Below are 25724 nucleotides of genomic sequence, written 5' to 3'. Positions count from 1 at the left end.
AATCGCTGGGTAAATTTTGGAAATATGCGACAGAATACTATTTTAAAAGCTGTATTGCCTTTAAATTTGCTCTATAGACTTTTTCAGCAAGCCCTAATTACTCCCTTCCCTCTAATTATTCACTGGGGCGGGAGCAACGGAAACTGCGGCGACTATAATAATCCCAAAAACTAATGTTTCTTATAGTTACTATTCTGATATTTTTCTTGGCAGGAGCTTGGCTTGGCTGGTGCTTAGCTAAAAAGGGAGTAACTGCTGACAATGCCTTGAAACAAAATCAACGGCAGGTCTATTTGATTGGCTGCATTACTTTGGGAGCAGTTACGCTTATTAGTATTCTGATGTCATACGGACGCAATAGCCCTTGGGTTCCTTCTTTTCTGTTGCTTTATGTTGGCGCATATTTCTGGTATGCCATTTTACTCATCTGCTTTTTTTGTTCAGGATTACTTATCCTAATGGAACTGCCAGGATGGAAAGATCGCCTAAGGTTGCAACAACTTATTGTTTTTCTGGCTGTTAGCTTTTTAGCTATTTGCTTTTTGCTCTATCAAAGTTTACCAATTACCGATTTAGTGGAAGCTCCTCGTGTTTTGGATGGAGTTGTATTACAGACAACTCCTTACAGTTGTTCTGCTGCCACAATCGCAACTCTTGTTCGCAAGGTAAATCCCAATCTGCAAACAACCGAAAAAGACGTAGTCAAGATTGCAGAAACTAGTCGGCAGGGAACAACCACTCTTGCCAAAATACGAGCAATGGAAGAACTTGGTTTAGCACCCCATTATGAGCGAAATCTCACGATCAAAGATTTAGTTAGTCGCAGACAAATGGCAGTTTTACATGTAATGGAACCAGTCGCAGGTCAGAGAATCCAACATGCGATCGCCCTATTTGAAATCGACTTGGCAAAAGGCAACCTCACTGTCTCCAATCCTCTGTATGGCAAACAGGTTAAGACATTCGAGCAAATGAAAGACTATTGGATCGGCGAAGCAATATTTGTGACAGTGGCTCCAAATACAAACTAAAACCCAAAAAGGCAAAGCGCCCGCGTAGCAGGCGCTTTGTCTTTTTGGGTTTTATGCTTTCTTTTGCCTAAATCAGCGATCGCAAAACTTTGCGATCGCTTACAAATTATGGATTTCTATTCGCAAACCTTGGCGCAGGACTCCGAAAAAGATATTGAAGATTTTTTTGTCGCTCAGCAACTGTTTCTGGTCCATAGCCCCATAGACTCTTGTAATAAAAGAACGCAACACCTAAGCCTCTATTTTTGGCGTTTACAGCTTGGGAATAAACCCTAGACATCGGCACATTACTATTGCGGAGCCCAGAGAGAATTGCGATCGCCGTGGAAATTTTATTTTGTACTTCCACAATCTCAGGACGGCTAATTTGAGAAAGATAATCATCTAGATCATCGCGATATACCTGCACTAGTAACTCATCGACAAAGCCTTGGCGTACCCAGCCTAGCCAGTCTTGCAACTGCTGCTTATAGGCAAACTCGTAATAGTTAGGAGATACCGAGAAAATCACATTGGGCTTTCTTTGCTTGACTAATTTACTAAGTCTTGCCATAAAAGCCGTAATTTTATTGGCTCGCCAGCGCACCCAATCAGGATCATTGACATCAGCAGGAGCCTCTTCTTTCATCTCTTGGCGATAAAGATTAAGGGTATAGCGATCGTAGCCAAAAGTCTTAGGGAGACTGGTGTGATCGTCAAATTGAATACCATCCAAATCGTAATTAGACACTGCTTCCAATACTAATTCTGTGAGGAATTTCTGAACTTCAGGATGGAAAGGATTGAGCCATGAGACTTCACCTGCGGCAGTAATCGAAGTTTTATCGCCATTGCGTTGTTGGGTGAGCCAATCGGGGTGCGCGATCGCCAGCTCAGACATTTCTGGAGCCATAAATCCAAACTCAAACCAAGGCATCACTAATAAATTATTCTTATGCCCCTGTGCGATGATGTCCGCAACAATATCATGTCCTTCAGAACCGCGATAGACAAATGGCTGCGCTCCTGCTTCTAGGGCGACAGTACTTGGATACATGGCATAGCCTGAGTTCCAGACAACAGGATAGATCGTATTGAAATTGAGCTGCTTGAGTTGTTGCAGAGCTTCACTAAGCTGTTTGCGATCTCTAAATACTGAAAAGTCGTTACTGGTCAGCCATACCCCACGAATCTCTTGACGCTTATCTACGGGTTGACTGATTGGCGGACTTGGTGGAATGACGGGTTTGTTTAGCTGGGGAATTTGTGGTTTGATTTGGGCGATCGCCTGATCATTGACTAGAAATGAAGGAACAAGGCTATGTAAAAATAGTGTGGTTGTAAAAGTTACGACAAAAAGAAATGACAAAAAACGTTTGCGCGATCGCAACATTTGCCTAAAGATATGTCTAAGATTTTGACTAAATTTATGTTTCCGCCAATCTTGAGGCATAAAACTTGGTAGTGGCATGAGTCGCATAAGTATAGATAATTAGACTAAGTACAAATACTGATCGCAATTCTCATTGTAAATCTAGTTTTGGTGATGCTGGTCTTGAGCAAGACTCGGTAAACCTAGATTTAGTTTCTAAGTACCTCGGCATAATTTAAAACCCAGAGCTAAAAGCTGTACCGCCCGCGCAGTGGGCGGTACAGCTTTTAGGGTTTTATATTTAATTGTGCTTAGCTACTTATGCTGAGAATTAAGGGAGCCTTCAAAAGCTATTTTGAGTTTGTTACAGATCTTGTTGGCAAGACAAGCGTGTTTTTGCCGAATCAAATTAATATAACGTTTTGTAAGCTAAAAACAATTTAGAGGTTTGCATTATCGTAGGTGCTGCAAACCAAATTAACGTATGAGGAGTGCGCTGTAATGCTCAAGCAAAACCATCGGGCATGGGTGGAAGTCGATCTCTCAGCAATTAAGCATAACGTTCATCAATTAAAATACTTGCTGACTTCGCCTACTGAATTAATGGCAATTGTCAAAGCTGAGGCATATGGTCATGGGGCGATTGATGTTAGTCAAACTGCGATCGAGGCAGGAGCGACTTGGTTAGGTGTTGCCACAATTCCTGAAGGTATTCAGTTGCGTCGAGCAGGAATTACAGCACCAATTGTGGTTTTAGGGGCGACTAATGGTGTTGACGAGATTAAGGCGATCGCCGAATATCGATTGCAACCGACAATTTGTAATCCCAAGCAAGCGCTTATCTATCACGAAGTGCTTTCGCAAACTGGCGAACAGGTTCCTGTCCATCTCAAAATTGATACAGGCATGTCACGGCTGGGTGTGAATTGGCAAGAGGCGATCGCCTTTGTGCAACTGGTGCAGCATTTACCGAATTTGGAAATCATGAGTGTGTATTCGCACTTCGCTACTGCCGATGACAGCGATCGCACCTTTATGCAGTTACAAGCCAAAAGATTTGAGCAAGTAATCGCATCGCTCAAGTCTGAAGGGATTTATCCGCCGCGTATTCACATTTGCAACACAGCCGCAATGTTATGCGATCGCCAAATTCATTACGATATTGTGCGAACTGGTTTAGGGCTGTACGGACTTTATCCCGCGCCCCATCTCAAAAATATTGTTGATCTACGTCCTGCTCTCACTGTCAAGGCGAGAATTACTCAAGTCAAAGAAATTAAGGCAGGGACAAGCGTTAGTTACGGGCGATCGTTCATCGCAGCGCAAGATGTAAAAATGGCAACTGTAGCGATCGGCTATGCTGACGGAATTCCACGCGGTTTGTCTAATCGGATTCGTGTAGCGGTAAATGGTCAAAAAGTTGCTCAGATTGGCACAATCACAATGGATCAATGTGCGATCGATGTGACTCATGTCTCGAACGTGCATGTCGGTGATGAAGTGACATTTTTAGGTGGCGAATCTGAAAACACTGCTGACGACTGGGCAAATTTATTAGGCACGATTTCATGGGAGATTCTCTGCGGATTTAAGAATCGATTGCCAAGGATTAATGTTGTACAAGCGATCGGTCTTACGACTTTACCGAAAGTGCTCTAGATTTGCATCACGAAGTTCATCCTATCCCCAAGAATTAAGAATTTGGCATAGTTGGATTTTGCTCACATTCTTTATGCCATCGCTGTAACTCATTTATATACAGCAGTTTAAATGCTTTATCATAGCGAAACTGCGAAAATCCTTTCCTCTTTTTATCTGACTTACTTTGGGTTGCAATAGTTAAATTTTAGCGCAGTAGCCAATTAGCTAGTTCTTGACCAATTGATTTAACTATATAATCTAAAGAAATAATCAGAAAACCTAAACTTTAATGAGTCAAGAGCTTGTTTGCCAAACGATCAAAAAATTTCAAGATAAGTTGCTTGATCTGTCGGCTAGGAATAAGCTCTTAAACTTTAAATTTTCAGAAAAGGCGCGTACACAGATTCGGATTGTTAACGATTCGACAGATCGGATTTACAAACGTCTAAATGAGGGGAAAAGACTAGTTTTAGAGACTTTGCCTGAGCCAGATAGTACGCCGCCCGATGAGAATAGTGAGCAGTTTCAACAAATGCTCATAGAAATGCGTAGTACGGATGAGCAGTATCAAAGTGCGATCGCCAATGATGATGAAAGTCCAGAAAATTTACAGGCAATTGAAAGATTATTACGGGACAAGGTAAGAGCTAAGCTAAAGTTGCCAAAATTGATCGGCTCTAAGATCACTCCAACTCCTCAACAACAGGCTCAGGGACTTGGGATTAATCCTGCTTTTGATTTGCCGTCTTCAGGCACAGATGGCATGAGTAGTAATTTAATTTTACAAACTCTACTTTTCCCGAAAGAGTTTGAGCGCAAAGCATCAGGGCTATCAACGGGTGCGCGTACATCTATTCAAGAAACGGGACGAAATACGCTTTATCTAGCATTTGGGATGTTGGAATGGTTTGAGTCAGAGTCTTCTGATGTGCGCTTTATTTCACCTTTGCTACTTTATCCAGTGAGTATTGAACGTGAACCAGTAAGGGGGCAATATCGCTATTTTATTAAAGCCCATGAAGATGAGGTTGAAGTAAATCCATGTTTACGGGAAAGGCTAAGACGGGATTTTGGGATTGAGTTGCCTGACTTTCAAGAAGCTGGTTCACCTGATTCTTATTTTCGGGAAGTTGCACAGTTAATCGAAGGGGCGAAGCGATGGCAAGTGCGGCGATTTGTGACTTTGAGCTTGTTCTCGTTTGGAAATTTTGCACTTTATAAAGATATCGATCCTGAAAATTGGGCTAATGATGGATTAGCAAGTCATCCTATCGTCTCTAGTTTGCTTGGTGGTGGTAATACTGAGACGCATGACACATTTAAAATACCTAGCGATTATGAGGTAGATAAGCCAGAAATTAGCCGTCGAGTTCCCTTGATTATTTCTGAAACTGATGCTTCTCAGTTTTCGGCAATTGTTGATGTGATGGATGGTAAAAATCTAGTTATTGAGGGACCTCCCGGAACTGGAAAAAGTCAAACAATCACAAATTTGATTGCGGCGGCTTTAGCTAAGGGGAAAACGGTACTATTTGTTGCGGAGAAAATGGCGGCAGTGGAGGTGGTACGCGATCGCCTTGATGCTGTAGGACTAAGAGATTTTTGTCTGGAGATTCATTCAACTAATAAGCCTAAAGTTGATGTCTACAAAGAAATCAAAGCTAGATGTGAAAGAGAAGATGTTACACAATCTTCTAATCCTCATGACATCGAACGTGAGTATTTCAAAAATCGTCAACAACTCACTGACTATGTAGAGCTACTCAATCAACCGTTTGGGGCAATGGGAGATGACCACAAAATTCACACGATTCAAGAAATTCTTTGGAGAGCTAAAAGTCTACAGCAAGAATTTAAGTCAGCAAATATTCCTGAGAATTTACTAAGTCTGAGTATAGCTAATCCGCATTCTCTAACTAGATTTGACTTTGACAAACATCGTACATTGTTAAGAAAATTTATCAAAATTAAAACTGAAGTGGAGCAAGCCAATCAAGATATAGATATTTGGAATGGCATTAATGCTTTAGATATCGATCCTATTGAACAAGAGCAATTAGTAGGATCTTTTGCTGAATTGAGTCGGGCAGTTTCTGACACATTAAAGCTTTACCATAAGCAAGCAACTATATTCGAGCTTTCTAATGATCCAACATTAGGAAAATTAAAATATCTAGACGATTTACTTTTAAAAATTCCTAGATTACCACAGCAGCTCGAAACTGCTTTATTATCATCTTTAAGATCTCTCTCTTCTGTTCTAATTTGTAGAGAATTTGTCCAAAAATATTCTGAAAGTAGGCAACTACTCAATAATGCAAACAAATTTTTTGATAATGAGAATGCAGAATTATCTGACCTTGAGCAAGTACAAGAATTTGTTTCAAAGCTACATTCCATTAAACAATCTCGGCAACTTCCTGATGAATGGAATACTCAACCAATTAGAAGCCAAGTACATCAGTTATGGAGCAATGATCGTAATTACTTAGAGCAGTTACAACGTGCTTTACCCATTCTTCAATATCTGCAAAATTTGCTTAACTTAAACTCAGAGATTCAACTTGGGGACATTTTGAATATTAATGCTGTTTTTAGTTTTGTGGAAAGCACACCAGAATATATTCTGCGTTACCGTAATCCTAAATTGTGTAATCCTGCAAATCTTAAAATATTATCTAAAGCAGAATCACTTCAGAAAAGATTTGTATTCTTGAATAATGCTGTTCATTTAAATCAATTTACAGATTCCCAAAAGTTAAGACACTACGCAAAAAGAATAGTTAATGCAGGAATTTTCTTTTTTATTGATGGAGAATATCAAGCAGCGCATAAGGTTTGGCATAAAATAAAAAACTTTGCTAAGACTAATAGTGATCAAGAAATTTCTCAGATATTTATTCAAGTTGCTGACTTTTGGGATGAATATACTGTCTTAAAAGATAGGGATGGAATAGATGTAATATGCGGGAAACTTTATAGAGAATTTGAGACAGACTATAAAGTCTGCAATGAGATCAATAATTTTGGCAAGAGATTAGAGGAGTTGATTGCTGAAATTTCTTGTAAAGACAAAATCAGAAACTTTGTTGTGAACTCTTCTGTAGACACTTTAAAAAATGCAATTAGTTATATTAATTCTTCTGATTTTCAAGAATTAAAAAAGACTTGCCAAAATTTTATAAATAGTGGAATCTTACCTTTTAGTAGTATAGATTCTGCTTTGACTATTTTAGAAAATCGAAAACAGGGAATAGAGCAGATATATCAAAATTTATTGCAACTAAAAATTAGACCTGACCTGTCTTTGCAAGAACTCCCATTGCTGATGTCAGAAATGTACAATTATCGACGATCACAAGAAGATCTAGATTCGCCATTGTTTACTAGCATTTTAGGAACTTATCCAAAATCAGAATTATTTTCTCTGGAATCATTGCAAGGTTGTCTTAATTGGGCAGAATCAATACACAAAGCACAATTCCCAGAAAATATTAGGAATCAATGCCTAAGTCCTAATGTTAGCGGGTTTATTGCAGGTACTAAGGAATTTAGAACGCAATACCATTCTTTTATACAGAAACAAGATGGATATTGCGAAACTGCTCTGTCTCTAGGAAAGATTGACAGTCTAACAATGTTTGGCAATGCGAAAATCTTAGATTGCAACGCTTCTAGAGTACGAGATCGCCTACAACAGCTAAATCAATTAGATTCTCTTCAAAGATATCTATCCTATAGCCAAGTCAAAGCAGAGATAAAGTCAGCAAATCTATGGGATTTTGTGGATGTTCTCAGTAGCTTTAACCTTAATGAAGAACTGCTTGACTACCTCTACAGAACAATCTTTTATCGTTCTCTTGTAAGTGAAATCCATAAAAAGCATAGCAATCTAAGGTTATTTAAGGGAGAAGATCAGCTAATTACACGTCAAAAATTTCAAAAACTGGATCGGGAGATACTGAAGCTGTATCAAATTAAGTTAGCTTCACAACTAGCTCACAATCAAATTCCTGAAGGTAATAGAAGAGGGTTAGTAAGCACTTTGACAGAAAATGCTCTAATTCAAAATGAGATTAGGAAGCAATCTAGATTTGCGCCTCTACGAAGTCTTTTTCAGCGTTCAGGAAATGCTTTACAGGCTCTTCACCCATGCTGGATGATGTCACCTGCAAGCGTGGCACAGTTTCTCCCTTCAAATTCTATTCGTTTTGATCTCATTGTTATTGATGAAGCATCGCAAATGCGCCCAGAAGAAGCATTAGGTGTAATGGCTAGAGGTAAACAGCTAGTAGTTGTAGGCGATCCCAAACAATTACCTCCCACAAGTTTCTTTAGGTCTGCCGATCAAGTTGATGAATCTGAAGACGTAGACTCAGAAACTCTGCAAGAAGAATCAATTCTAGATATGGCAATGAAAACATTCAGTGTGCGCCGCCTCAAATGGCACTATCGCTCACGACATGAGAGTTTGATTGCTTTCTCTAACAAACATTTTTACAATAATAGCCTCACTGTTTTTCCCTCACCTAATCGCAAATTTGCTATTTTTTATCACCACATTGTCGATGGAATGTATACACCAAGAGGAAAGGCTAAATCAGGTGTTAATACGATTGAAGCAAACACGATTAAGAAAGCTATTTTAGAATTTATGCGTAACTCACCAGAATTATCTTTAGGAGTAGTTACGCTAAATCAGGCACAGAGGGATTTATTGCTAGAAGAGATAAGCTTACTCGTCAATAATCATCCTGAAATTGCCGATTACATTGCTAAATGGGAAGAAACCCTTTCATCATTCTTTATCAAAAACTTAGAAAATGTCCAAGGTGATGAACGTGATGTTATTTTCATCTCTACAGTGTATGGCCGTGAACGTCCCGAACTATCTGTTGCTCAAAGGTTTGGTCCAATCAATAGCGCTAACGGACATAGACGACTAAACGTACTCTTCACCCGTGCTAAAGAGCGTATTGAAGTATTTTCTTCTATGACTGCTGCTGACATTCGCCCCACCGCATCCTCTAGTCTTGGCGTAAAGGCTCTGCGAAATTATTTAGAATATATTCAGACTCAACAACTAGAAACAGCAAGGCTAACAGGTAGAGAGCCAGATAGTGACTTTGAAGTATTTGTTGCTAAGGCTATACGAGCTAAGGGCTTTGAAGTCGTGGCACAGGTGGGAGTCGCTAACTACTTTATTGATCTGGCGATAGTCGATCCCAATCGGTCAGGAACGTACTTATTAGGTATTGAATGTGATGGCGCTACCTATCACTCATCCAAAGCAGCACGCGATCGCGATCGATATCGCCAAGAAGTACTTGAAAAACTAGGCTGGAAACTGTACCGAGTTTGGTCTACTGATTGGTTTAAAAATCCTGATGTAGAAATCGAAAAACTATTAGCAGCTATCAAAATGCTCCAAATCTCAAAGTAAATCAAAGAGATTAAAATGCAAATTCCTGCAACATGATTTCAAATACCTTGCTGACACAGGTAAGATATTAGCAATAAGCAATGATTTTGGGGCGCATAACCTGTCTATGACTGACAAAGAACAAATGAGCCTGTTTGATCTGACTCCATCGGAGGTTCCTTTGGTAGAGCTTCCCCATGCAGATGCCTCTGCGGCAGCAGCTCCGACTGCCAAAAAAACTGCGCGTTCTTCTAAAAACAATACCCCTGCACCTGCTGTAGCAGTTCCAGTGCATGAACAATTTACTAGCCTAGACACATTGCGAGAGGCAGCTTGCAATTGTCAAAAATGTCCGCTTGCCCCAACGCGGACTAATGTTGTCGTCGAGAGAGGCGATCGCAATGCCAAAATCCTCATCATCGGCGAAGCGCCTGGTGAACAAGAAGACCTATCAGGATTGCCCTTTGTTGGTAAATCTGGACAGCTTTTAGACAAAATCTTAGAATCAGTGGGATTTGACACCAATAAAGATATCTATGTTTGCAATACCGTCAAATGTCGCCCCCCAAATAATCGTGTCCCCACCGAAATAGAAACCACCACCTGCAAGCCCTACTTGCTGGAACAAATTCGCCTTGTTGATCCTAAAATCATTTTGTTGACAGGCGCAACATCCCTTAAGTCAATATTAGGCGAAAAATTAGGCATTACTAAAGTTCGTGGTCAATGGTATGAGTGGGAAGGACGTTTAGTCATGCCAATTTTCCATCCTTCGTATTTATTGCGGAATCAAAGTCGCGAACAAGGCAGCCCCAAGTGGCTAACGTGGCAAGATGTTAAAGCTATCAAAGCCAAGTACCTAGAAATTATCGGTGCAGATAGCGTAGTTGATGATGACGAGGAATTTTAGTGAGTAACACAAGAAAAGATTTTGAGGAAATGGTCGATGTGGCGCTATGGGAATGGTTATCTCCCCATGCGGCAAGGGCAAGAGTAATTTTAGTTGGGGCAAAGCTGGATCTTGTTGATGTGGGAATTGCGCTGACTGAGGATAATAAGCAGTTAGTACAGTCATGGATCGAAGATGGTTGGTTGCGTCATCCGACTGCTGAGGAGCTTAGCGCTTGGAATGTTAATAAAGAAAAAGAATTTACGAGTCTTGTTGTCCCGCCCTTTGTTCTTGCAAGAATTGACTCATAATCATCCCCAAAAGTTAGTCACATTTTCAGAAATCAAAAAACAAATCTAGTAAGGGTTTTAAATTCTCAAGATGGCGTTGCCATCTTGAGAATTTGTATAAGAAAAAGCATTGCGAGGCTTTTTCTTATACAAAAAAAGAGAGAGCAGCTAATAGCTGCTCTCTCTTTTTTATTAACAGTAACCAAAAGAAAAAGCCTAGGTTACTTTCCCTGTTTCGTTCCTAGGCTTTTTCTTTTGTTCGCTCCTCACACCTCTATACTATACATCCCTCTTTCTAAAATGTCTACTAGTTTGTCGAGCAATATAAAGAATTTTCGTAAGCCTTTTGACTGGTATTTACATTTATGTTTGCTTTTTAGAGCGATCGCCACCCATCTAGAGGAGGCGAAATATTTATTGTGCGGGGCTTAAGCTCCCTCACAATAAATATTTCGCCCAGATATCAACTACCTCTTGAGAGCCATACCATTTACCAGATCGCGGCGAATGATAGACACCATCGATCGCAATATTCGTAGCGCCATCTAAATATGCAGCCTCAATCGGAATAATGCCATCGCCCCATGCATCACCCTGCCCAGTAGTCAGCTCATAGCTGCTATAGGCAAGCCATTTTTTGGGTGTAGATTTTTTTCCCTGTACTGATTTCCCTGCGATGCAGATATATTCAATATCGTCATAAAAAGCATCAGGGTAATTATCATTGACAAATCCTAAATTTGGCAGTGACCAAGGTTCGAGGCTGCGTTGTGGTGTACCTAGACAGATCAGCTTGGCGACTTTAGGTCTTGCATTCCAAACTTTGTCGTAATAGGGGCGATCGCCTAGATAAATTCGCGATAACCAGCCACCTGCGGAATGGGCAATGATATTTACTTTCGATGCGCCTGTTTTTTCTAGTTCCAGATTTACAGTTTGGTCAAGCTTTTCTAAGATTGAGGCAATTGAGCGCCCGCCTACAGTCGGAACCCATTCCCACCATTTCAATGGGACTACCGTTGCCAATAGGTTTTTATTTTTTAATTTTTGGGCGATCGGTATGTAATCGCCTGCCCCCGCAAGATATCCCTCAAGAATAATATTTGGAGTGGACATATAAATCACCATAAAAAAGTAGAGATGTCGCTTCGCGACCTCTCTACTTTAAATCGCAAAGTGCTAAATTTCATCAGGGCGTTGACTGAGACAACTACCGCCGCGTGCTGCATTGCGAAAAGTTTGTACCGCTTCAACAGTATTAATATGACCACAGTATGGGCAGTAAACCTGTTCGCCAATTTGTGGCTCAATGTCAGCCCGACTCCACCATTTACGGCAGCGATCGCAATGAAAATGGTAGAGGAATTCTAAGGAAACTTTCATAGACTCTGCTGAAACGTCTGCCTAAAAGTTTTTAGGGCTTCAAGTGGTGATGTACATAAAATACAACGTTGTAATGTTGCGATGTCGAGGTTGGGCAAAAATTTGCTGGCAGATGATTTTTGATATTGGCGATCGCTTAATTGCCCATTCACAGCCAATTGATAAATATCAAGAACTCCATCCTCCCATAGCCAAACTTCAGGTACACCTAGTAAATAATATTTTTTCAATTTCTCAGTATTGCCACTAGTCAAAATTACTTCTATAGCTAAATCAGGAATTTTTTTTGCCGATCCAAAGCTATAAGATTCATCTGGCTGTAGAGATACCTGTTCAGCTTTTTCTTGAGTTGCTTGCCCCATTGGGAAAAACTCAATTTCCATTTCCAAAAAGTACAGTTCTAGTAATGCGCCAATAATAGTTTTAATTAGCTCATGCTCAACTGACGTAGACACAATCTCTAAAACTCCATCGTAATAAGCTAGGCGAATACTGCGTGAATCGGCAAACCCATGCTGAATTAGCTTGAACTGCGCCCACGTAATTAGGGGCTGCTCAATTCTGACCTCAGGATTTGGTTTGGATGGAGTTAGTAGCATCTCGATAGGCGGCGTATACGCCCTTGACGTTGTACCAATTTAAAAAAATTCTAGCGATTTCTAGGGCTAATTGGGGCTTTCCTTGATCAATTAGCCATTTTAAAAGCGGACGTAGCGATCGCTCATTAAGCAACCCACCCAAGGACACTCCCCCCCAAAGAATTACATGCAGCCATGTCATCTGAATCATCATTCTGACTGTCCATGTTGGATGCTTTTTGTAAAAAACCACACCCATACGTCCTCGTTGAGCTTCGACATCGACAAGATGCGGTAATTGCTCAATCGTAAAAGCAGGATGCCAATGATAACCAACAGCATCGGGACATTTAATTAATTTCAATCCTAACTTTTTGAGGCGTACACCTAGCTCTAGATCTTCCCAGCCATATTGACGAAAGCTAGTATCAAATTTTCCAGCCTCGATCAGCCAATGCTTGGAGATCGCCACATTCCCCGTCGCAAAAAAAGCCGTTGAGACATCTTGGATTTTAATTTTCTCAGAGGTCGGACGATCAAAATTATTCGTATTAATAACCAAGCCATAGGTAAAAGCGCGATCGCTCTTTGCAAGAGCTTTGGCATGGGCTGACAAAAATACTGGCGTAACGACGAGGTCGCTATCGATAAAGACAATTGTTTCGCCTAATGCTACATCGATTCCTGTATTTCTAGCGATCGCCGCGCCTTCATGGTTTTGCAGAAATAAACGGACATGGGGAAACTCGTCTGCGTGGCTTTGCAAAAATTCCACTGTGCCATCGGTGGAGCCATCATCAACTACTACTACCTCATAGGGTTGTGTAAAACTCTGTGCTTCCAATGCTTGCAAACACTTTTGCAAGATCGGCAAACGATTATAAGTCGGGATAACAATTGACCACATACCAAACATTATGAAATTAGAGGGTGCAAAGCACCCTTTTTTTAATTACGAGATTGTTGCCAATGTTGCCAGAAGGTAAGCCCGCCGACATAGCCATAGCTCAACGCATATAGCACCATAAATGGCAAAGTTATATATAGTCCTTTGCTGAATGCTAATCCTGAAGCGATCGCGCTATAAATACACAAGCTAAGCTCGATCGTAGCGGTGGCATCAAGAGGAATTTTGTAAGCTTTATTTTCCCAGCGATCGCTCTTATGTTTGATATCAAACTTGGGTGTGCGCCGAAAATTTGCACCTGTATTCGATAAACCAGCAAATACGGCGCGGCTATTGCTCCAAGAAATACCTGTGCCAAGCACTGCTAGTAGGAAAATACGACCGAGGCGGCGATGCCAAGACTTAGGATACAACTCGCGTTGGGCATGGAAATATAAAAATGGGGGGCCAAAAGTTGCAGGAAGCATAAAGATTGACCAAATGCTCTCAAAGGAAATTCGCAAAGCGATCGCATCATCAGGTGTAATCAACATTAGCGGGATTGAAAGCAATATCAACAGCAGCATCAAAGGATGTGCCGAATATCCTGTCAAATGCATCGTGGCTTGAAATTTTACTGGCAGACTAAGATCGGCTTGCCAAATTTGGAAAATTAATTTCTTTGCACATTGAATGCTACCCTTTGCCCAGCGAAATTGCTGTAACTTGAAGGCAAGCATGGCAACAGGCAACTCCGCAGGCGCGACAATATCATTGTCATAAACCACTTGCCAGCCTTTGAGTTGAGCACGGTAGCTCAAGTCCATATCTTCAGCTAAAGTATCGGCGTGCCAACCACCAGCATCAATAATTGCCTGACGATTCCAAATTCCCGCCGTACCATTAAAGTTTAAGAAATAGCCATTATTGGATCTGGCTTGCTGCTCGATCGCAAAATGTCCATCAATTCCTGTAGATTGCAACTTGGTAAGTAACGAATATTCAGAGTTGATATGTCCCCAACGAGTCTGCACAACTGCAACTTTTGCATCGGGCGACTCGACATAATGCCGAATGGTATCCTTGAGCCAATTTACCGAAGGAATAAAATCAGCATCAAAGATGGCAATGTAATTTCCCACTACAAGCGGCATTGCATCTTGTAATGCGCCTGCTTTGAAACCAGATCGATTGACGCGATGGACATATTCGATCCAAAAGCCCTGATTTTGGTATTCTTGGACAGTTTCTCTGAGGATCGCTTGAGTATCATCAATGGAGTCATCCAGTACCTGAATTTGCATTCGATCGCGTGGATAGTCCATTTGACAAACTGCATCTACCAAACGGCGCGAAACATAGCGCTCATTAAAGATTGGTAGCTGAACGGTGACAATTGGTAAATCTTCTAAAGCGATCGCATGGTGCTCTGGTGGATCGACTGCCAAAACATAACTGCTAAAGCCATTAGTTAGCGGCTTGTCGAGGCGAAATTTTTCAAAGTTATCAAAATTATTGACAGCGATCGCGCCTGAACTTGGCGATGCCGATGTTGCAGCTTGAGCTGTTTGGAATTCTCTCGCAGGATTAAGTTGCGGAAAAACAAGCTGTTTCCGAAGAGAGAGCTTGGGCTTATGGACAGCAGTGAGCCAATAAGCATTAAGCCCATAAAGTAGTAGCCACATTGCTGCCACAGCATTTAGGGCGGCTAGGATCGATATTAGTATCAGAATGACTCTTGACTCCTTCTTACCACACGAAGCACTAATCTTAAAAATTGATCAGACGAGCGAAATTAGCACACTAAGAAATATTACGATGCTTATCCTGTATTTGCAGAGAAATTTACGATTTGACGCTAAGTATTTATACACCTATCCGTAAATTTTAATAGGAAAACTAAAAAAGGGTCGCTTTGCGACCCTTTTTTAGTTTTCCAAAATAAGAGAGGCGGAACTTCGCGCCGCCTCTCTTATTTTGGTTTTTAGCTATAAATGAGACATTTGTTGTAAGGCGATCGCAGCAGCCTCTTGTTGAGCAGCTTTAATGCTTTTGCCTTTCCCTTTGCCCCAGCAGCGATCGTCAAACCATACTTCTACGCAAAAAAGATTGCTTTGATTATTTGAGGATTCATCAACATTGCGATATTCGGGCAAACGTTTCCAGCGTCCTTGAGTTAATTCTTGCAGCGCAACTTTGTAATTTCCCAGTGCCGGAATTGCCAATAATGATTCGGAAAACCGCTGCATATGTGGATCGAGCCATTTGCGAATATAGGCTAAGTCACAAGTCGCAATATATAGCGCTGCCATTAGTGCCTCAAGGGCATCCGCCAGCAGCGATCGCAAAGCCTGAGAATCATTCCGCGCTGCATTAGAAACCACGACATATTTTTGCAACTCATAAATACTGGCTATTTCGGCTAGGGTTTTGTCACTGACAAGATGCGATCGCAGAGCGGCTAATTCCCCCACTTTGCGATCGCCATAACGCTCTTTTAAAAACAAACTCACCGATAAGCGCAGCACGCTATCGCCCACAAACTCTAATTGATCGTTGTTGTAAACATTTGAGAAACTGGGATGAACCAAAGCTTGATCGATTAATAGCCAATCAAATCCAGCGGAATTGACTCGTTCTAGGGTTGATTGCTCAAGCCCCATCCGCTCCAACAATCGGGCTAATTCTCTTTGGCGGCGTGGATCAATGGTAGATGTCATGAGACTTTGCAGATACTTTTGCAGATACAATTACAGCAACTTCGTAAATATGATCGTAGTCCATCGTAACCATGACTAAAAGGTTTTTCTCTACACTCTGTCTAGCCATACTGGCAACAGTTACCACAATTTGGATTGTGGCTTGTCAGCCTAGCACTACAGTTACTGACTCTAAAACCCCATCTGCCACATCACCCGCAACCAGCTCAGGTGGTGGTGGCGTTAAAGACACCTTACGTTTAGGTGCATTGCTACCGATCACAGGCGATCTATCCTCGATTGGCGCGCCAATGATCAAATCGATTGATTTTCTTGTAGAAACAGTCAACAAATGCGGTGGTGTGCTTGGGAAGCCAATCACTTACCTTAAAGAAGACGATCGCACCGATCCACCAGCAGGTGCTGAGGCGATGACTAAACTCGTTAAAGTGGACAATGTTGGTGCTGTTGTTGGTTCATTTGCCAGCAGTGTCTCTACGGCTGCACTTGCGATCGCAGTGCCAAATAAAGTTGTGATGATCTCTCCAGGCAGTACTAGCCCAGTCTTTACCGAACGGGCAAGAAAAGGTGAATTTAATGGCTACTGGTATCGCACTGCCCCACCTGATACATACCAAGCTTTAGCTTTGGCTAACCTTGCTTATAAAAAAGGAGCGAGAAAAGTTGCCACCCTAGTAATTAACAATGACTATGGTGTGGGTTTTGAAAAAGCCTTTGTGGAAGCCTTTGAAAAACTTGGTGGCACAATTGTCAACAAAAGCAAACCAACTCGCTACGATCCGAAGGCAACGACGTTTGAAGCAGAAGCTAAGGGTGCATTTGGTAGCAAGCCCGATGCCGTCGCGGCAATTCTCTATCCCGATTCTGGCGGTGCGGTGATTAAGGCTGCTTTTGAGCAGGGCTTAACCAAAGATGTCAAGATTTTGCTCACCGATGGTGTTAAGACCGAAGACTTTCCTAAGCTAATTGGTAATACCCCTGAAGGTAAATTGATTTTGGCAGGTGCGATTGGAACTGTTCCTGGGGCTGATGGTAAGTCTCTTGCCGAATTCACCAAAAGCTATAAAGAAAAGACTGGTCAAGATTTGGGTGCTTTTGTTCCCCATTCCTACGATGCGGCGGCTCTAGTTGCGATCGCGGCTGAAGCTGCCAAAGACGGTACTGGCGATGGCATCAAGAGTAAAATCCGTGAAGTTGCTAATGCACCTGGCAAAGAAGTCAGCGATGTTTGCGAGGCAATCAAGCTAGTCAAAGCAGGTAAAGAAATTGACTATCAAGGCGCTAGCGGCAATGTTGATCTAGATGAATATGGCGATGTCAAAGGTAGCTATGACGTATGGGAAGTCCAACCCGATGGCAAAATTACTGTAATTGATCGCGTTTCCCCTTAGAAATCAGTAGGGTAGGCAATGCCCACCCTACTATTCCTTAGAAATTCGTAAGGTGGGCATTGCCCACCTTACCTACTAAATCTAGGTTGAGCGAATATTTAATTAAGGCAAAAACCTGCTAATCTTTTTTGTAAAAATTCACAGCAATTCATATAAATAAAGGCGCTAACATCTATGGCGATCGAACTTAAAGCTGCTCCACCGCAAGAAGTTTCAATCTACATGCCCTATTATCGAGAGCCAAACAAGCGTCAAGCTCTCCCCTATGCTATTTCCCTATACAAACAAGGCGAAATTACAGGCGAGCGTCATGTGGAAGGAAGCTCTCCTATTTCTTTTATGGCAGTATGGCGCGTGGCAAACTTGCCGTCCGATCTGGCGTTGTGTCGCTTGACCTTCGAGGGTGATGCTGACATGAGCTATGAAATGACATTAGAAAATTCAGAATTTGTTGGCTATTTAATTGAAGTTGTCTCGAATATTCGTGACAAGGGCTATGTTGATTTCCCTCAAATCTTCTACAGCAAACTGTTTCGGATTAAACTCGCCAGTGCAGAAGGCAATTAAATCTTTTGCTAATTTTTGCTCATATAGCAACCCAAAAAATATCAACTCATGTATAATCCTTAGCTCAAATCTTGCTAAAAAAAACAAAGTCAGCTAAAGTCCTGATGCAGCTTTTTATAAGGCAAATAATAGTCAAATTAAGGGGTTTACATTGTGTCATATGCCGCCCAGCGCCTTGAACAACCAGAAAGACAGCCAGAACCTGTAGTCAAAAAAGTCGATCCGATGATTATCAGAGCTGCTAAGCAGATTTATCGCTACTATGCTGATTCCTATGCCTCGCAACTACCGCGACCTATGGGAATAGCGATCAATCGTATTGATATGACTGGCAAACTTATTTATTCTCAACTGATTTTGCTACCACAAGAAAGCTTTGTCCCAATGGAATTAATTGAGCTATCTGACTATCATTAAAATTGTTTAGTGAAATCACTTAAGTTACTTTTGCCAAAGCTAATTTGCAAAAGATTTATAAAAAACTAATTTACAAAAGATTTTATTGTGAAAAAGTCTATGTTTAAGTGCTTAAAATAATAGTCAGTTATCTGTCTTGATCAAAATTTATCAGGATTTTTATACATAGGTATCATTTATGACGTACTCAAGTTCTTCGTCGGTATCAGTAACAGCGTCAGTGCGGTTTCAAAGCAAGCTCAAAGAAACTAAAAACTTTGGTGATGCTTTGGTTGAAGTATTTTCTGACCTTGTGCAGCTAGAAATTGTGACTTGGGTAGCCCATGAAGGAGATACGACCCATAGAGCAGGTAATCGCTTAAAGACAAAGATTAATCTGATTGATGGTGATATCGAAAATGAGCTAGGGGCAGATTTTCTGCAAGGCTCTCCCTATGCAGAGCTACGCGGCTTCCATGAAACTCAAGTTGAGAAGGGCTCAGAGACGATCGCCAATAATCTCAAAACTTTAGTCGATATTGGGCAGAAGGTAACAGGGCTGTTAAATGGTGAAAGTGAACCAGAACCTGAAGAAGATACTGCTAGCTTTAGTAGCGATCGCATCTTCAGTCGGGTCTAGTTGTGGCTAGTTTATGCGACCTGTCACTGAGGAATCTGTATGCGAGATCGGGCTATAAACAATAAAAGTAATGCCGAAGATGATGCTAATCGGGTTAAATCTGATGGTAACCAGCCTGTCAGGAAGTCTTCAGAATTAGCTCCTACTGTTTCTATCAAAACAGCTCCGCACAAAGATGGTGCTGGAGAAAGTACTACTCTTAATAAATTTCGGGAAACCATCAAAGATGTTTTAGAAGAAATTACGACACTAGAAGTAAATACGCTGATCGTCAGCCACATTCCGATCGCCAGATTTGATGCAAAACAATTCTATGCTGATCTGCTCGAAAATGTTATGTATAAGACTGAAGAAGGCTTACGAGACATCAAAAGAGTGCTCCTTGATCGTAGTAAAGAGCTGCAAAAAAAAGGCTCGGCAGCTACTCAGACCGAGCTTGATCGATACAATCGAGATTTAGAAATTTATAAGCGAGCTGAACGCATATTTAGCAATCGCCAGAATTTGAGCGATCCTAGGCAAAAGGAGCAATTTGAGGTCGAACAAGCTTGTTATGAGGAGCTTGCCAAAAAAGTTCTTCAAATGGATGTCCCTAAGGATAATGATGGCAATCTGATCCCTGACGCTCCAACAATTAGATGTTTTCGTAAGTTATGGGAGTTTGAGCAGTCTACGTTGAATGGTGAACGTATCTATGCTCAGACTAAGTTCCAACTTGATGGCGATTTGAATAATCGATTTCTAGATGATTTGTTTATTCCAAATAGAAGCAACATTGACCCAAAGATTGCAAAGCTAGTTTTTGATTTGCATCATCAAGCAGTTGAAAATGCTGAGAAACAATGGACGGGATTGATTATGACTTGTGTAAATCTAGTCAAAGACTTGATGCCATTCCGATCTAAATAATTTTTAGAGAACATGCTTGGCATATTCTCTAATGAAACATAAGGCGTATACAGATGGACTTAATTAATTACAAACCCAAATTTGTAAGGTTGTGCCCCCTAGAGACGCAAACTTACAAATTTGGGTGATTTATTATGGTGGCTATGCCTAATTGGTTGGCTATTGTTGATGACGAAATTAGGTTGTGGCTTAACCCAAGTGTTCTTACCCAGATGGATCTGGATACGCAGGGGTTAGCTGCTGAGAATGAGATTATTTATCGGGTTAATAGTCAGGAATTATTGCAAGTATTGGCTTCTAGTGTAGGTATGGCTACCCAACGTCAAGGGGCAATTGTAATTTGGACTTATTACTCTGACAATATTGATGATTTGCCTGAAGCTGAGCAGGAGTTAATATTAAGAACATTGATAAATATTGATGGCGATCTTAATCAAAAAGTTTGTCAAGACATCTTGAAACATCCTCATGCCGATCGCATTTTAAAGGCTCATAGTTTTCTGGTCAGTCAAATTTCGCAGCAATTTTTGACCGCGATCGCAGATTATGTTGAAGAAAAATTACGTCCCTTTGCGATCGCTACAGTCTCTTTTGCCACAACGATCACATGGTGTGAACCGTTGCAAAAACTTAGTAAACGCTTTAACTTGCCAGAAAGTTTTAGTTCGGTTTTAACCAGTCAATGTTGGCACATGGCGATCGCTGCTCCAATCGTGGTCTTAATGATTTGGTGGATTTCCTCCAAACTGAATTTGACATTACCCAACACGCCCAAGCTTGCCAAAAGGTTATTTGCGCAGTTACTTCAGATTTTAGAAAGCCCGATTTTCCGACTGTTGGCAGTTGTGGCGATCGCAATCTTGATTTTTTGCTGGATAGCGCTCAAATTTACTAATCCAATAGGTCGTGCTAACACATTGATTAGGGTGCTAGAGTCTTATCTAGAGCCATATTTACCAGTAGCGATAATTAGCTTACGCAAATGGATTATCAATGGACTAGGCACAATCTTTTTACGCTATCCCTTCTTTGTGAAATTGATTTTTGGGCGTTTCATAAGATGATGGTAAGTACCTCAGCACAATTAAATTTAAAAACCCAAAAACTATACCGCCCGCTGCGCGAGCGGTATAGTTTTTGGGTCTGGGTTTTTAATTATGCCAAGGTACTTAAAGAGTTCGCTACGCAAACTTTTACAACAAGAACATGAAACAAGTTGAGATTTGGCGATCGCAAGCTGCCGCAACCCTTGCATTTCTGGTTCCCAAGATTGTCGGTGATACGATCAATGAAAAAGATGGACTGGTAGACGATCTGATGCGAGTGCTCAATAATTTGCCCGCACGTCCAGAAGAGAGACAGCCCTATGCAGGTATTCTTCCTGCTGCCGATTTACCGACATGGCGCAGGCGGGCTGCGTTGACTCTTCAGGCTTCCGTGCCAAAGATTCCTGATGTTGAAGGTAGCGTTTTTGATGGGGCGATCGATGATTTGATTCGCTTTTTGCGTAATTTGCCAGCGCGTCCAACAGGGCGATCGCCTTATTCAGGACTTTTCCCTGCGGCGGATCTTGCCACATGGCGCAAACAAGCCGCGCAGACTTTAGTAGCTTTGATCGGCAAGATCGTTGACCCCAAGTACAATAGTGCCGATGGCAGAATTGATGACTTGATCAGGGTGATAAGTGGTTTGACTTTACGACCAATTTCACGAAAACCCTATGAAGGACTTTACCAAGCACCGAATCTGACTGAATATCGCAAATTAGCGGCGCGGCGCTTGGATCAATTGATTACGGCACTTAGAGATGATTTCAATGCCAAGGATGTGCTAGTTGATAGTACGATTCGGATTCTTAATAATTTGCCACCACGCCAACTCGATCAAGAACCCTATGAGGGTTTATATCCTCGTGCTGTCGAAGTGATAACCTTTGGGTTTATTACCCAAGAACAACTGAGCGCGATCGCTCCTTATTCCCAACGCGATCGCCTTGAGAAATTACTGCCCCACCTAAATACAACAATGCAGCGCTATGCGATTACCACGCCTCTCCGCAAGGCGCATTTTCTTGCCCAAGTGGGGCATGAGAGTGATGGATTTAATACTAATGAAGAATATGCTTCTGGTGCAGACTACGAAGGACGGCGAGATCTCGGTAACACTCAAGCAGGTGACGGTGTGCGCTTTAAGGGGCGTGGCTTGATCCAAGTTACAGGACGTGCAAACTATGCTGATTGTGGTCGAGCATTAGCCGTGGACTTGATTAACAATCCTCGGCGCTTGGGAGACTTCGATCTCGCCTGCCTCAGTGCAGGTTGGTATTGGGACACTCGCAAACTTAATAATCATGCCGATCGCGATGATATCCTCACGATTACAAAAATCATCAATGGCGGTACGAATGGCTTAGCCGATCGCCAGTCCTATCTCGCTAGAGCTAAGCGGGTATTTGGTATTTAACTCCAAACCCGTAGAGTCGCGTCCCATGGGGGGCAACTCTACGGGTTTGGTTTACACAAAAGGAGCTAAAACCATTTCCTACAGTGACTTTTCTACGTTTGATAAGGTTCAAAATACTTTTAATTTAACCCTAGAAGAAGATCGCAATTTATTTGGAATTTTAGAAAGAGTTACGCCTTCCGCTTTCCTGATAAATGGCAATTTAGCTACGATATTGACGATGTTTTGAATATTGATTTTTGGGAAGATTTGTAACATTGAGATGAGCGATCGCAAAGCAAATAACCACATCACAAGGCGATCGCTATTTGCTAAAAGTAAAACCGCGATCACTTTAATTGATGTTAAACAAATGCTCGGTTTATGAGATTTTAGCTAAGTCAATATTTGAATAAGTGCAGTAAAGGCGATCGCCTATCAAAAAAAATCAGTAAGCTAAAGATTCAGCCAGCTAAAGACTTGTTCAACCGTTAGATCTAAATCAATTCCTGTTAAAACTGGTAAGCGATCGCTATTTGTAAGTTCTCTAACGCGGCGATCGCTATCTACTACTAAAATGCTCTCATCCTCTGCATCAAGCAACCAACCTAGCTCAGTCCCACATTCCGCACAATGTAAGAGTTTTCCTAAAACTTGTTTGTATCGTTGATCGGGAGAAAGAATTTCAATTGCCCAATCAGGATGGATTTCAAAACGGTTAGCGATGCGACCTGATGGCAAACGGGGGATTCTCTCCCAACGGAATACAGCTATATCTGGGACGATCGCTAATCCACCAAAAACACATCGCAATTCTGGAAAGGCTAGAGCAATTTGCTTTGGTTGAGCAATTTGGCTAATGTTTTGACAGAGTGTACCTTGTAATAGACTGTGTTCTCCTTGTGGCATAGGTTTCTGGGTGATTTGTCCATCAATAAATTCAGAGGCAGGTTTTGTCTCTGGCAATTGCAGAAACTCATCTACAGTTATGGGTTTAATTGCTGTAATAGTCATAGCCCTATGCACTCTAAAACTTCTTTGATTTTAACAGCGATCACTTATTCAAATCATCACAAGGCGATCGCTATTTGCTAAAAGTAAAACCGAGATCGCTTTAAATGATGTTAAACAAATGCTTGGTTTATGAGATTTTAGCTAAGTCGATATTTGAATAAGTGTAGTAGAGGCGATCGCTATTTCAATCATTTTGGCAACGGCACGCTTAAATCTTTGCAAATTTTTCTTGCTAGGTTTTCATCGATTTCAGTATGACGCGGTATGGAGGAACGACGATTTTGGCTAAGATTTCCCCACCATGAATGTCTTCCACCTTCTCTAATAAGTTGACAGCCATGATTACGAAGATGACGAAGTAAGTCAGAACGCTTCATAGAGCTATTAACTCTTCTTCATACATATCTCCAGCAGCCTCTAATGCTTCATAACGATTGAAGTCTAGTGCTTCTTTTAAAGTTATACGCAAACTTTCTAAGAGTTCTTCTTTTGTGGCTTCTTGACAGTTTACTCCTGATATTTCTTCAATCCAGCCAATCCACCAGTTTTCAGATTGCTTTATAACGGCGGTAAATGATTCTCTCATGATGGCTAATATTCTTGATGATGTGCGTTTATCATAGCTTACCAAAAATATTTAAACAGATAGCGATCGCCTATCCAAGCTGTATGCCATAAACGATCAATGACAATCGCTTTAAATGATGTCAAACAAATGCTTGGTTTATGAGATTGCAGCTAAATCGCTATTTGAATAAGTTCAGTAAAGGCGATCGCTTTTTTCTGAAGTATAATGACAACCGAGGTTATAGAGTAAACTTTCATAAATAATCCTATGAGTCAAGCCTTAAAAACATCTCTATTTCAAGAAGCGCTCAATGCTATAGATGCTTTGTCTTTAGACGATCAAGCTGCTTTAATTGACGTGTTGAATAATCGTTTAAAGTTGCGTCAACGGCAGCAAGTTGTTAAAGAAGTTCGAGAGGTTCAGCAGGAGTATCGAGAAGGTAAATTCAAATCTGGTTCTGTTGATGATTTTTTGGCGGAGTTGGATAGTTGAGAAATATTGATTGGACTGCTAAATCTCAGCGAGCTTTTAAACGTCTAATTCGCAAAAGTCCACAACTACGCCCTTTAATTGAAAAGACATTGCGGCAACTAGCGGAAGATCCTTATCATCCAAGTTTGAGAACTCATAAACTGGTTGGCGATCTCTCAGATATTTGGGCTTGTTCTGTAGACTATAACCATCGCATTTTGTTTGAGTTTGTGCAAAAAGCTGAATCCGATCTGGATGCGATTTTATTGTTAAACATAGGCTCTCATGATGAGGTTTATTAAATTTAGCGATCGCCTATCCAAACTGTATGTCATAAACGATCAATGATGATCGCTTTAAATGATGTTAGACAAATGCTTGATTTATGAGATTTTATATAAATTGCTATTTGAATAAGTGAAGTAAAGCGAGATTGCAAACATCTAGGAATTAATCAGAAGCATTTATAGAACAAATTTGTGTATAGATCTGTTTAAGCTGACTAGGTGATTCAGGTAAATCAACTTCTACTAATTCTTCAACTGGCGCAGTAGGTAAACCGCTTAACTCATGCAAGTCTCTGATTTTTTTTATCAACAGTGTAATTAGTGAACCATTTTGGTTCAGCTTTAGAATATCATTTTTGTCTAAGACTACTATTGCTTTTTTTGTAGAAGCAGAAAAAATAACTTGGCGTAACCTAGCATCCCCTATTTTCTGCTGTCTAGGGTCTCCTTCCTTTGGAAATCCAGATGCACCATTTAAAGTAAAAAATATTCCTAACCCAGTATTAGTTAAATTCAAAGACATAATGCTGCATAGACGTGCAAACTGACTATCCGACAAACGATCTGTAGTTGCTTTAACTTCTATAAGTATGTCTCTCTGCTTGAAATCTAGGAATAGAAATTCACAAATTGATTTCCACTGTTTCGTATCTCCACTAACTTAGTGGTGCAGAAAACTTAGGCGAGTCTCATCCTGAGACAGTGGTAACACGAGAAAATTCAATACGAAAATCTAACATTTCTCGTTTGGTAATAGAAGCACAGGCAGGAGGAGGGTTACTTTTAGGCAAAACCTGCAATTGAGGAAGTAGTTTTTGCTGGTAAAGAAGACTGTGAAGATGACGGAG

26 protein-coding genes are annotated in these 25724 nt (G+C 41.1%); 14 read left to right on the top strand and 12 right to left on the bottom strand.

The window, feature by feature from the left end:
- Nucleotides 1-173: 173 nt before the first annotated feature.
- Nucleotides 174-1031, top strand: a complete 858-nt coding sequence (locus APA_RS06075) for a cysteine peptidase family C39 domain-containing protein (protein WP_201321414.1) — start codon at nucleotides 174-176, stop codon at nucleotides 1029-1031.
- 106 nt (nucleotides 1032-1137) lie between these two features.
- Here APA_RS06075 and APA_RS06070 read toward each other — a convergent pair whose 3' ends face one another.
- On the bottom strand, nucleotides 1138-2490 hold the full coding sequence (locus tag APA_RS06070) for a family 10 glycosylhydrolase (RefSeq protein WP_201321413.1): 1353 nt from the start codon (nucleotides 2488-2490) through the stop codon (nucleotides 1138-1140).
- A 393-nt stretch (nucleotides 2491-2883) separates the two neighbouring features.
- On the opposite strand from APA_RS06070, the gene alr reads away from it, so the two are divergent.
- The 4 genes from alr to APA_RS06050 all read left to right on the top strand — a co-directional run bounded on the left by alr (nucleotide 2884) and on the right by APA_RS06050 (nucleotide 10645).
- On the top strand, nucleotides 2884-4041 hold the full coding sequence (gene alr / locus APA_RS06065; protein WP_201321412.1) for an alanine racemase: 1158 nt from the start codon (nucleotides 2884-2886) through the stop codon (nucleotides 4039-4041).
- Nucleotides 4042-4312: 271 nt separating this feature from the next.
- On the top strand, nucleotides 4313-9466 hold the full coding sequence (locus APA_RS06060; protein WP_201321411.1) for a DUF4011 domain-containing protein: 5154 nt from the start codon (nucleotides 4313-4315) through the stop codon (nucleotides 9464-9466).
- A 106-nt stretch (nucleotides 9467-9572) separates the two neighbouring features.
- Complete coding sequence (locus tag APA_RS06055) at nucleotides 9573-10355, top strand: uracil-DNA glycosylase family protein (RefSeq protein WP_201321410.1); 783 nt, start codon at nucleotides 9573-9575, stop codon at nucleotides 10353-10355.
- Nucleotides 10355-10645, top strand: coding sequence for a DUF2288 family protein (locus tag APA_RS06050; RefSeq protein ID WP_201321409.1), 291 nt, complete (start codon nucleotides 10355-10357; stop codon nucleotides 10643-10645). The genes APA_RS06055 and APA_RS06050 overlap by 1 nt, the downstream gene beginning before the upstream one ends.
- A gap of 417 nt (nucleotides 10646-11062) precedes the next feature.
- Here the strand turns inward: APA_RS06050 and APA_RS06045 are convergent, their stop codons facing one another.
- The 6 genes from APA_RS06045 to rnc form a co-directional block, all read right to left on the bottom strand.
- Nucleotides 11063-11740 (bottom strand): triacylglycerol lipase, encoded by a 678-nt coding sequence (locus tag APA_RS06045; RefSeq protein WP_201321408.1) that lies wholly within the window; start codon nucleotides 11738-11740, stop codon nucleotides 11063-11065.
- Between the two features lie 63 nt (nucleotides 11741-11803).
- Nucleotides 11804-12007 carry a hypothetical protein gene (locus APA_RS06040; RefSeq protein WP_009625027.1) on the bottom strand — a complete coding sequence of 68 codons (204 nt, stop codon included), beginning with the start codon at nucleotides 12005-12007 and terminating at the stop codon, nucleotides 11804-11806.
- The gene (locus APA_RS06035; RefSeq protein WP_201321407.1) at nucleotides 12004-12606 is read right to left on the bottom strand and encodes a Uma2 family endonuclease; all 603 of its coding nucleotides are present in this window, start codon (nucleotides 12604-12606) and stop codon (nucleotides 12004-12006) included. The genes APA_RS06040 and APA_RS06035 overlap by 4 nt, the downstream gene beginning before the upstream one ends.
- Nucleotides 12575-13501, bottom strand: coding sequence for a glycosyltransferase family 2 protein (locus APA_RS06030; protein WP_201321406.1), 927 nt, complete (start codon nucleotides 13499-13501; stop codon nucleotides 12575-12577). Before APA_RS06030 ends, APA_RS06035 begins: the two co-directional genes overlap by 32 nt.
- A gap of 32 nt (nucleotides 13502-13533) precedes the next feature.
- On the bottom strand, nucleotides 13534-15156 hold the full coding sequence (locus tag APA_RS06025; protein WP_201321405.1) for a glycosyltransferase: 1623 nt from the start codon (nucleotides 15154-15156) through the stop codon (nucleotides 13534-13536).
- Nucleotides 15157-15459: 303 nt separating this feature from the next.
- Entirely contained in the window at nucleotides 15460-16191 is a 732-nt protein-coding gene (gene rnc, locus APA_RS06020; protein WP_201321404.1) for a ribonuclease III, read from the bottom strand.
- A gap of 71 nt (nucleotides 16192-16262) precedes the next feature.
- On the opposite strand from rnc, the gene APA_RS06015 reads away from it, so the two are divergent.
- The 7 genes from APA_RS06015 to APA_RS05985 all read left to right on the top strand — a co-directional run bounded on the left by APA_RS06015 (nucleotide 16263) and on the right by APA_RS05985 (nucleotide 22557).
- Complete coding sequence (locus APA_RS06015; RefSeq protein ID WP_201321403.1) at nucleotides 16263-17582, top strand: ABC transporter substrate-binding protein; 1320 nt, start codon at nucleotides 16263-16265, stop codon at nucleotides 17580-17582.
- Between the two features lie 174 nt (nucleotides 17583-17756).
- Nucleotides 17757-18149 carry a type IV pilus biogenesis protein EbsA gene (ebsA, locus tag APA_RS06010; RefSeq protein ID WP_201321402.1) on the top strand — a complete coding sequence of 131 codons (393 nt, stop codon included), beginning with the start codon at nucleotides 17757-17759 and terminating at the stop codon, nucleotides 18147-18149.
- 153 nt (nucleotides 18150-18302) lie between these two features.
- The gene (locus tag APA_RS06005; RefSeq protein ID WP_201321401.1) at nucleotides 18303-18566 is read left to right on the top strand and encodes a hypothetical protein; all 264 of its coding nucleotides are present in this window, start codon (nucleotides 18303-18305) and stop codon (nucleotides 18564-18566) included.
- Nucleotides 18567-18744: 178 nt separating this feature from the next.
- The gene (locus APA_RS06000; RefSeq protein ID WP_201321400.1) at nucleotides 18745-19185 is read left to right on the top strand and encodes a hypothetical protein; all 441 of its coding nucleotides are present in this window, start codon (nucleotides 18745-18747) and stop codon (nucleotides 19183-19185) included.
- Nucleotides 19186-19224: 39 nt separating this feature from the next.
- Nucleotides 19225-20094 (top strand): hypothetical protein, encoded by an 870-nt coding sequence (locus APA_RS05995; RefSeq protein ID WP_201321399.1) that lies wholly within the window; start codon nucleotides 19225-19227, stop codon nucleotides 20092-20094.
- Between the two features lie 143 nt (nucleotides 20095-20237).
- Nucleotides 20238-21158: a hypothetical protein gene (locus APA_RS05990; RefSeq protein ID WP_201321398.1), complete on the top strand. Its 921-nt coding sequence runs from the start codon at nucleotides 20238-20240 to the stop codon at nucleotides 21156-21158.
- A gap of 142 nt (nucleotides 21159-21300) precedes the next feature.
- The gene (locus APA_RS05985; RefSeq protein WP_201321397.1) at nucleotides 21301-22557 is read left to right on the top strand and encodes a glycoside hydrolase family 19 protein; all 1257 of its coding nucleotides are present in this window, start codon (nucleotides 21301-21303) and stop codon (nucleotides 22555-22557) included.
- A 108-nt stretch (nucleotides 22558-22665) separates the two neighbouring features.
- Here the strand turns inward: APA_RS05985 and APA_RS05980 are convergent, their stop codons facing one another.
- From APA_RS05980 to APA_RS05965, 4 genes are all read right to left on the bottom strand, one after another.
- Entirely contained in the window at nucleotides 22666-22890 is a 225-nt protein-coding gene (locus tag APA_RS05980) for a hypothetical protein (protein WP_201321396.1), read from the bottom strand.
- A gap of 102 nt (nucleotides 22891-22992) precedes the next feature.
- Complete coding sequence (locus APA_RS05975) at nucleotides 22993-23550, bottom strand: Uma2 family endonuclease (RefSeq protein WP_201321395.1); 558 nt, start codon at nucleotides 23548-23550, stop codon at nucleotides 22993-22995.
- Between the two features lie 188 nt (nucleotides 23551-23738).
- Nucleotides 23739-23927, bottom strand: a complete 189-nt coding sequence (locus tag APA_RS25690) for a type II toxin-antitoxin system HicA family toxin (protein WP_201321394.1) — start codon at nucleotides 23925-23927, stop codon at nucleotides 23739-23741.
- The gene (locus APA_RS05965) at nucleotides 23924-24136 is read right to left on the bottom strand and encodes a type II toxin-antitoxin system HicB family antitoxin (protein ID WP_201321393.1); all 213 of its coding nucleotides are present in this window, start codon (nucleotides 24134-24136) and stop codon (nucleotides 23924-23926) included. The genes APA_RS25690 and APA_RS05965 overlap by 4 nt, the downstream gene beginning before the upstream one ends.
- Before the next feature lie 249 nt (nucleotides 24137-24385).
- Between APA_RS05965 and APA_RS05960 the strand changes: the two genes are divergently transcribed.
- Both APA_RS05960 and APA_RS05955 read left to right on the top strand, forming a co-directional pair.
- Nucleotides 24386-24610: a hypothetical protein gene (locus APA_RS05960; protein ID WP_103667283.1), complete on the top strand. Its 225-nt coding sequence runs from the start codon at nucleotides 24386-24388 to the stop codon at nucleotides 24608-24610.
- Nucleotides 24607-24891 (top strand): type II toxin-antitoxin system mRNA interferase toxin, RelE/StbE family, encoded by a 285-nt coding sequence (locus tag APA_RS05955; RefSeq protein WP_103667282.1) that lies wholly within the window; start codon nucleotides 24607-24609, stop codon nucleotides 24889-24891. The genes APA_RS05960 and APA_RS05955 overlap by 4 nt, the downstream gene beginning before the upstream one ends.
- Nucleotides 24892-25039: 148 nt before the next feature.
- On the opposite strand, the gene APA_RS05950 is transcribed toward APA_RS05955, so the two are convergent.
- A complete protein-coding gene (locus APA_RS05950) occupies nucleotides 25040-25399 on the bottom strand; it encodes a hypothetical protein (protein WP_201321392.1) in 360 nt (119 codons plus the stop codon).
- Nucleotides 25400-25724: the final 325 nt, after the last annotated feature.

It is taken from the genome of Pseudanabaena sp. lw0831, assembly GCF_016584665.1.
Taxonomy (GTDB): domain Bacteria; phylum Cyanobacteriota; class Cyanobacteriia; order Pseudanabaenales; family Pseudanabaenaceae; genus Pseudanabaena.
Note: the sequence above shows the minus strand (reverse complement) of the source record. Positions and strands in the feature narration are given on the sequence as shown.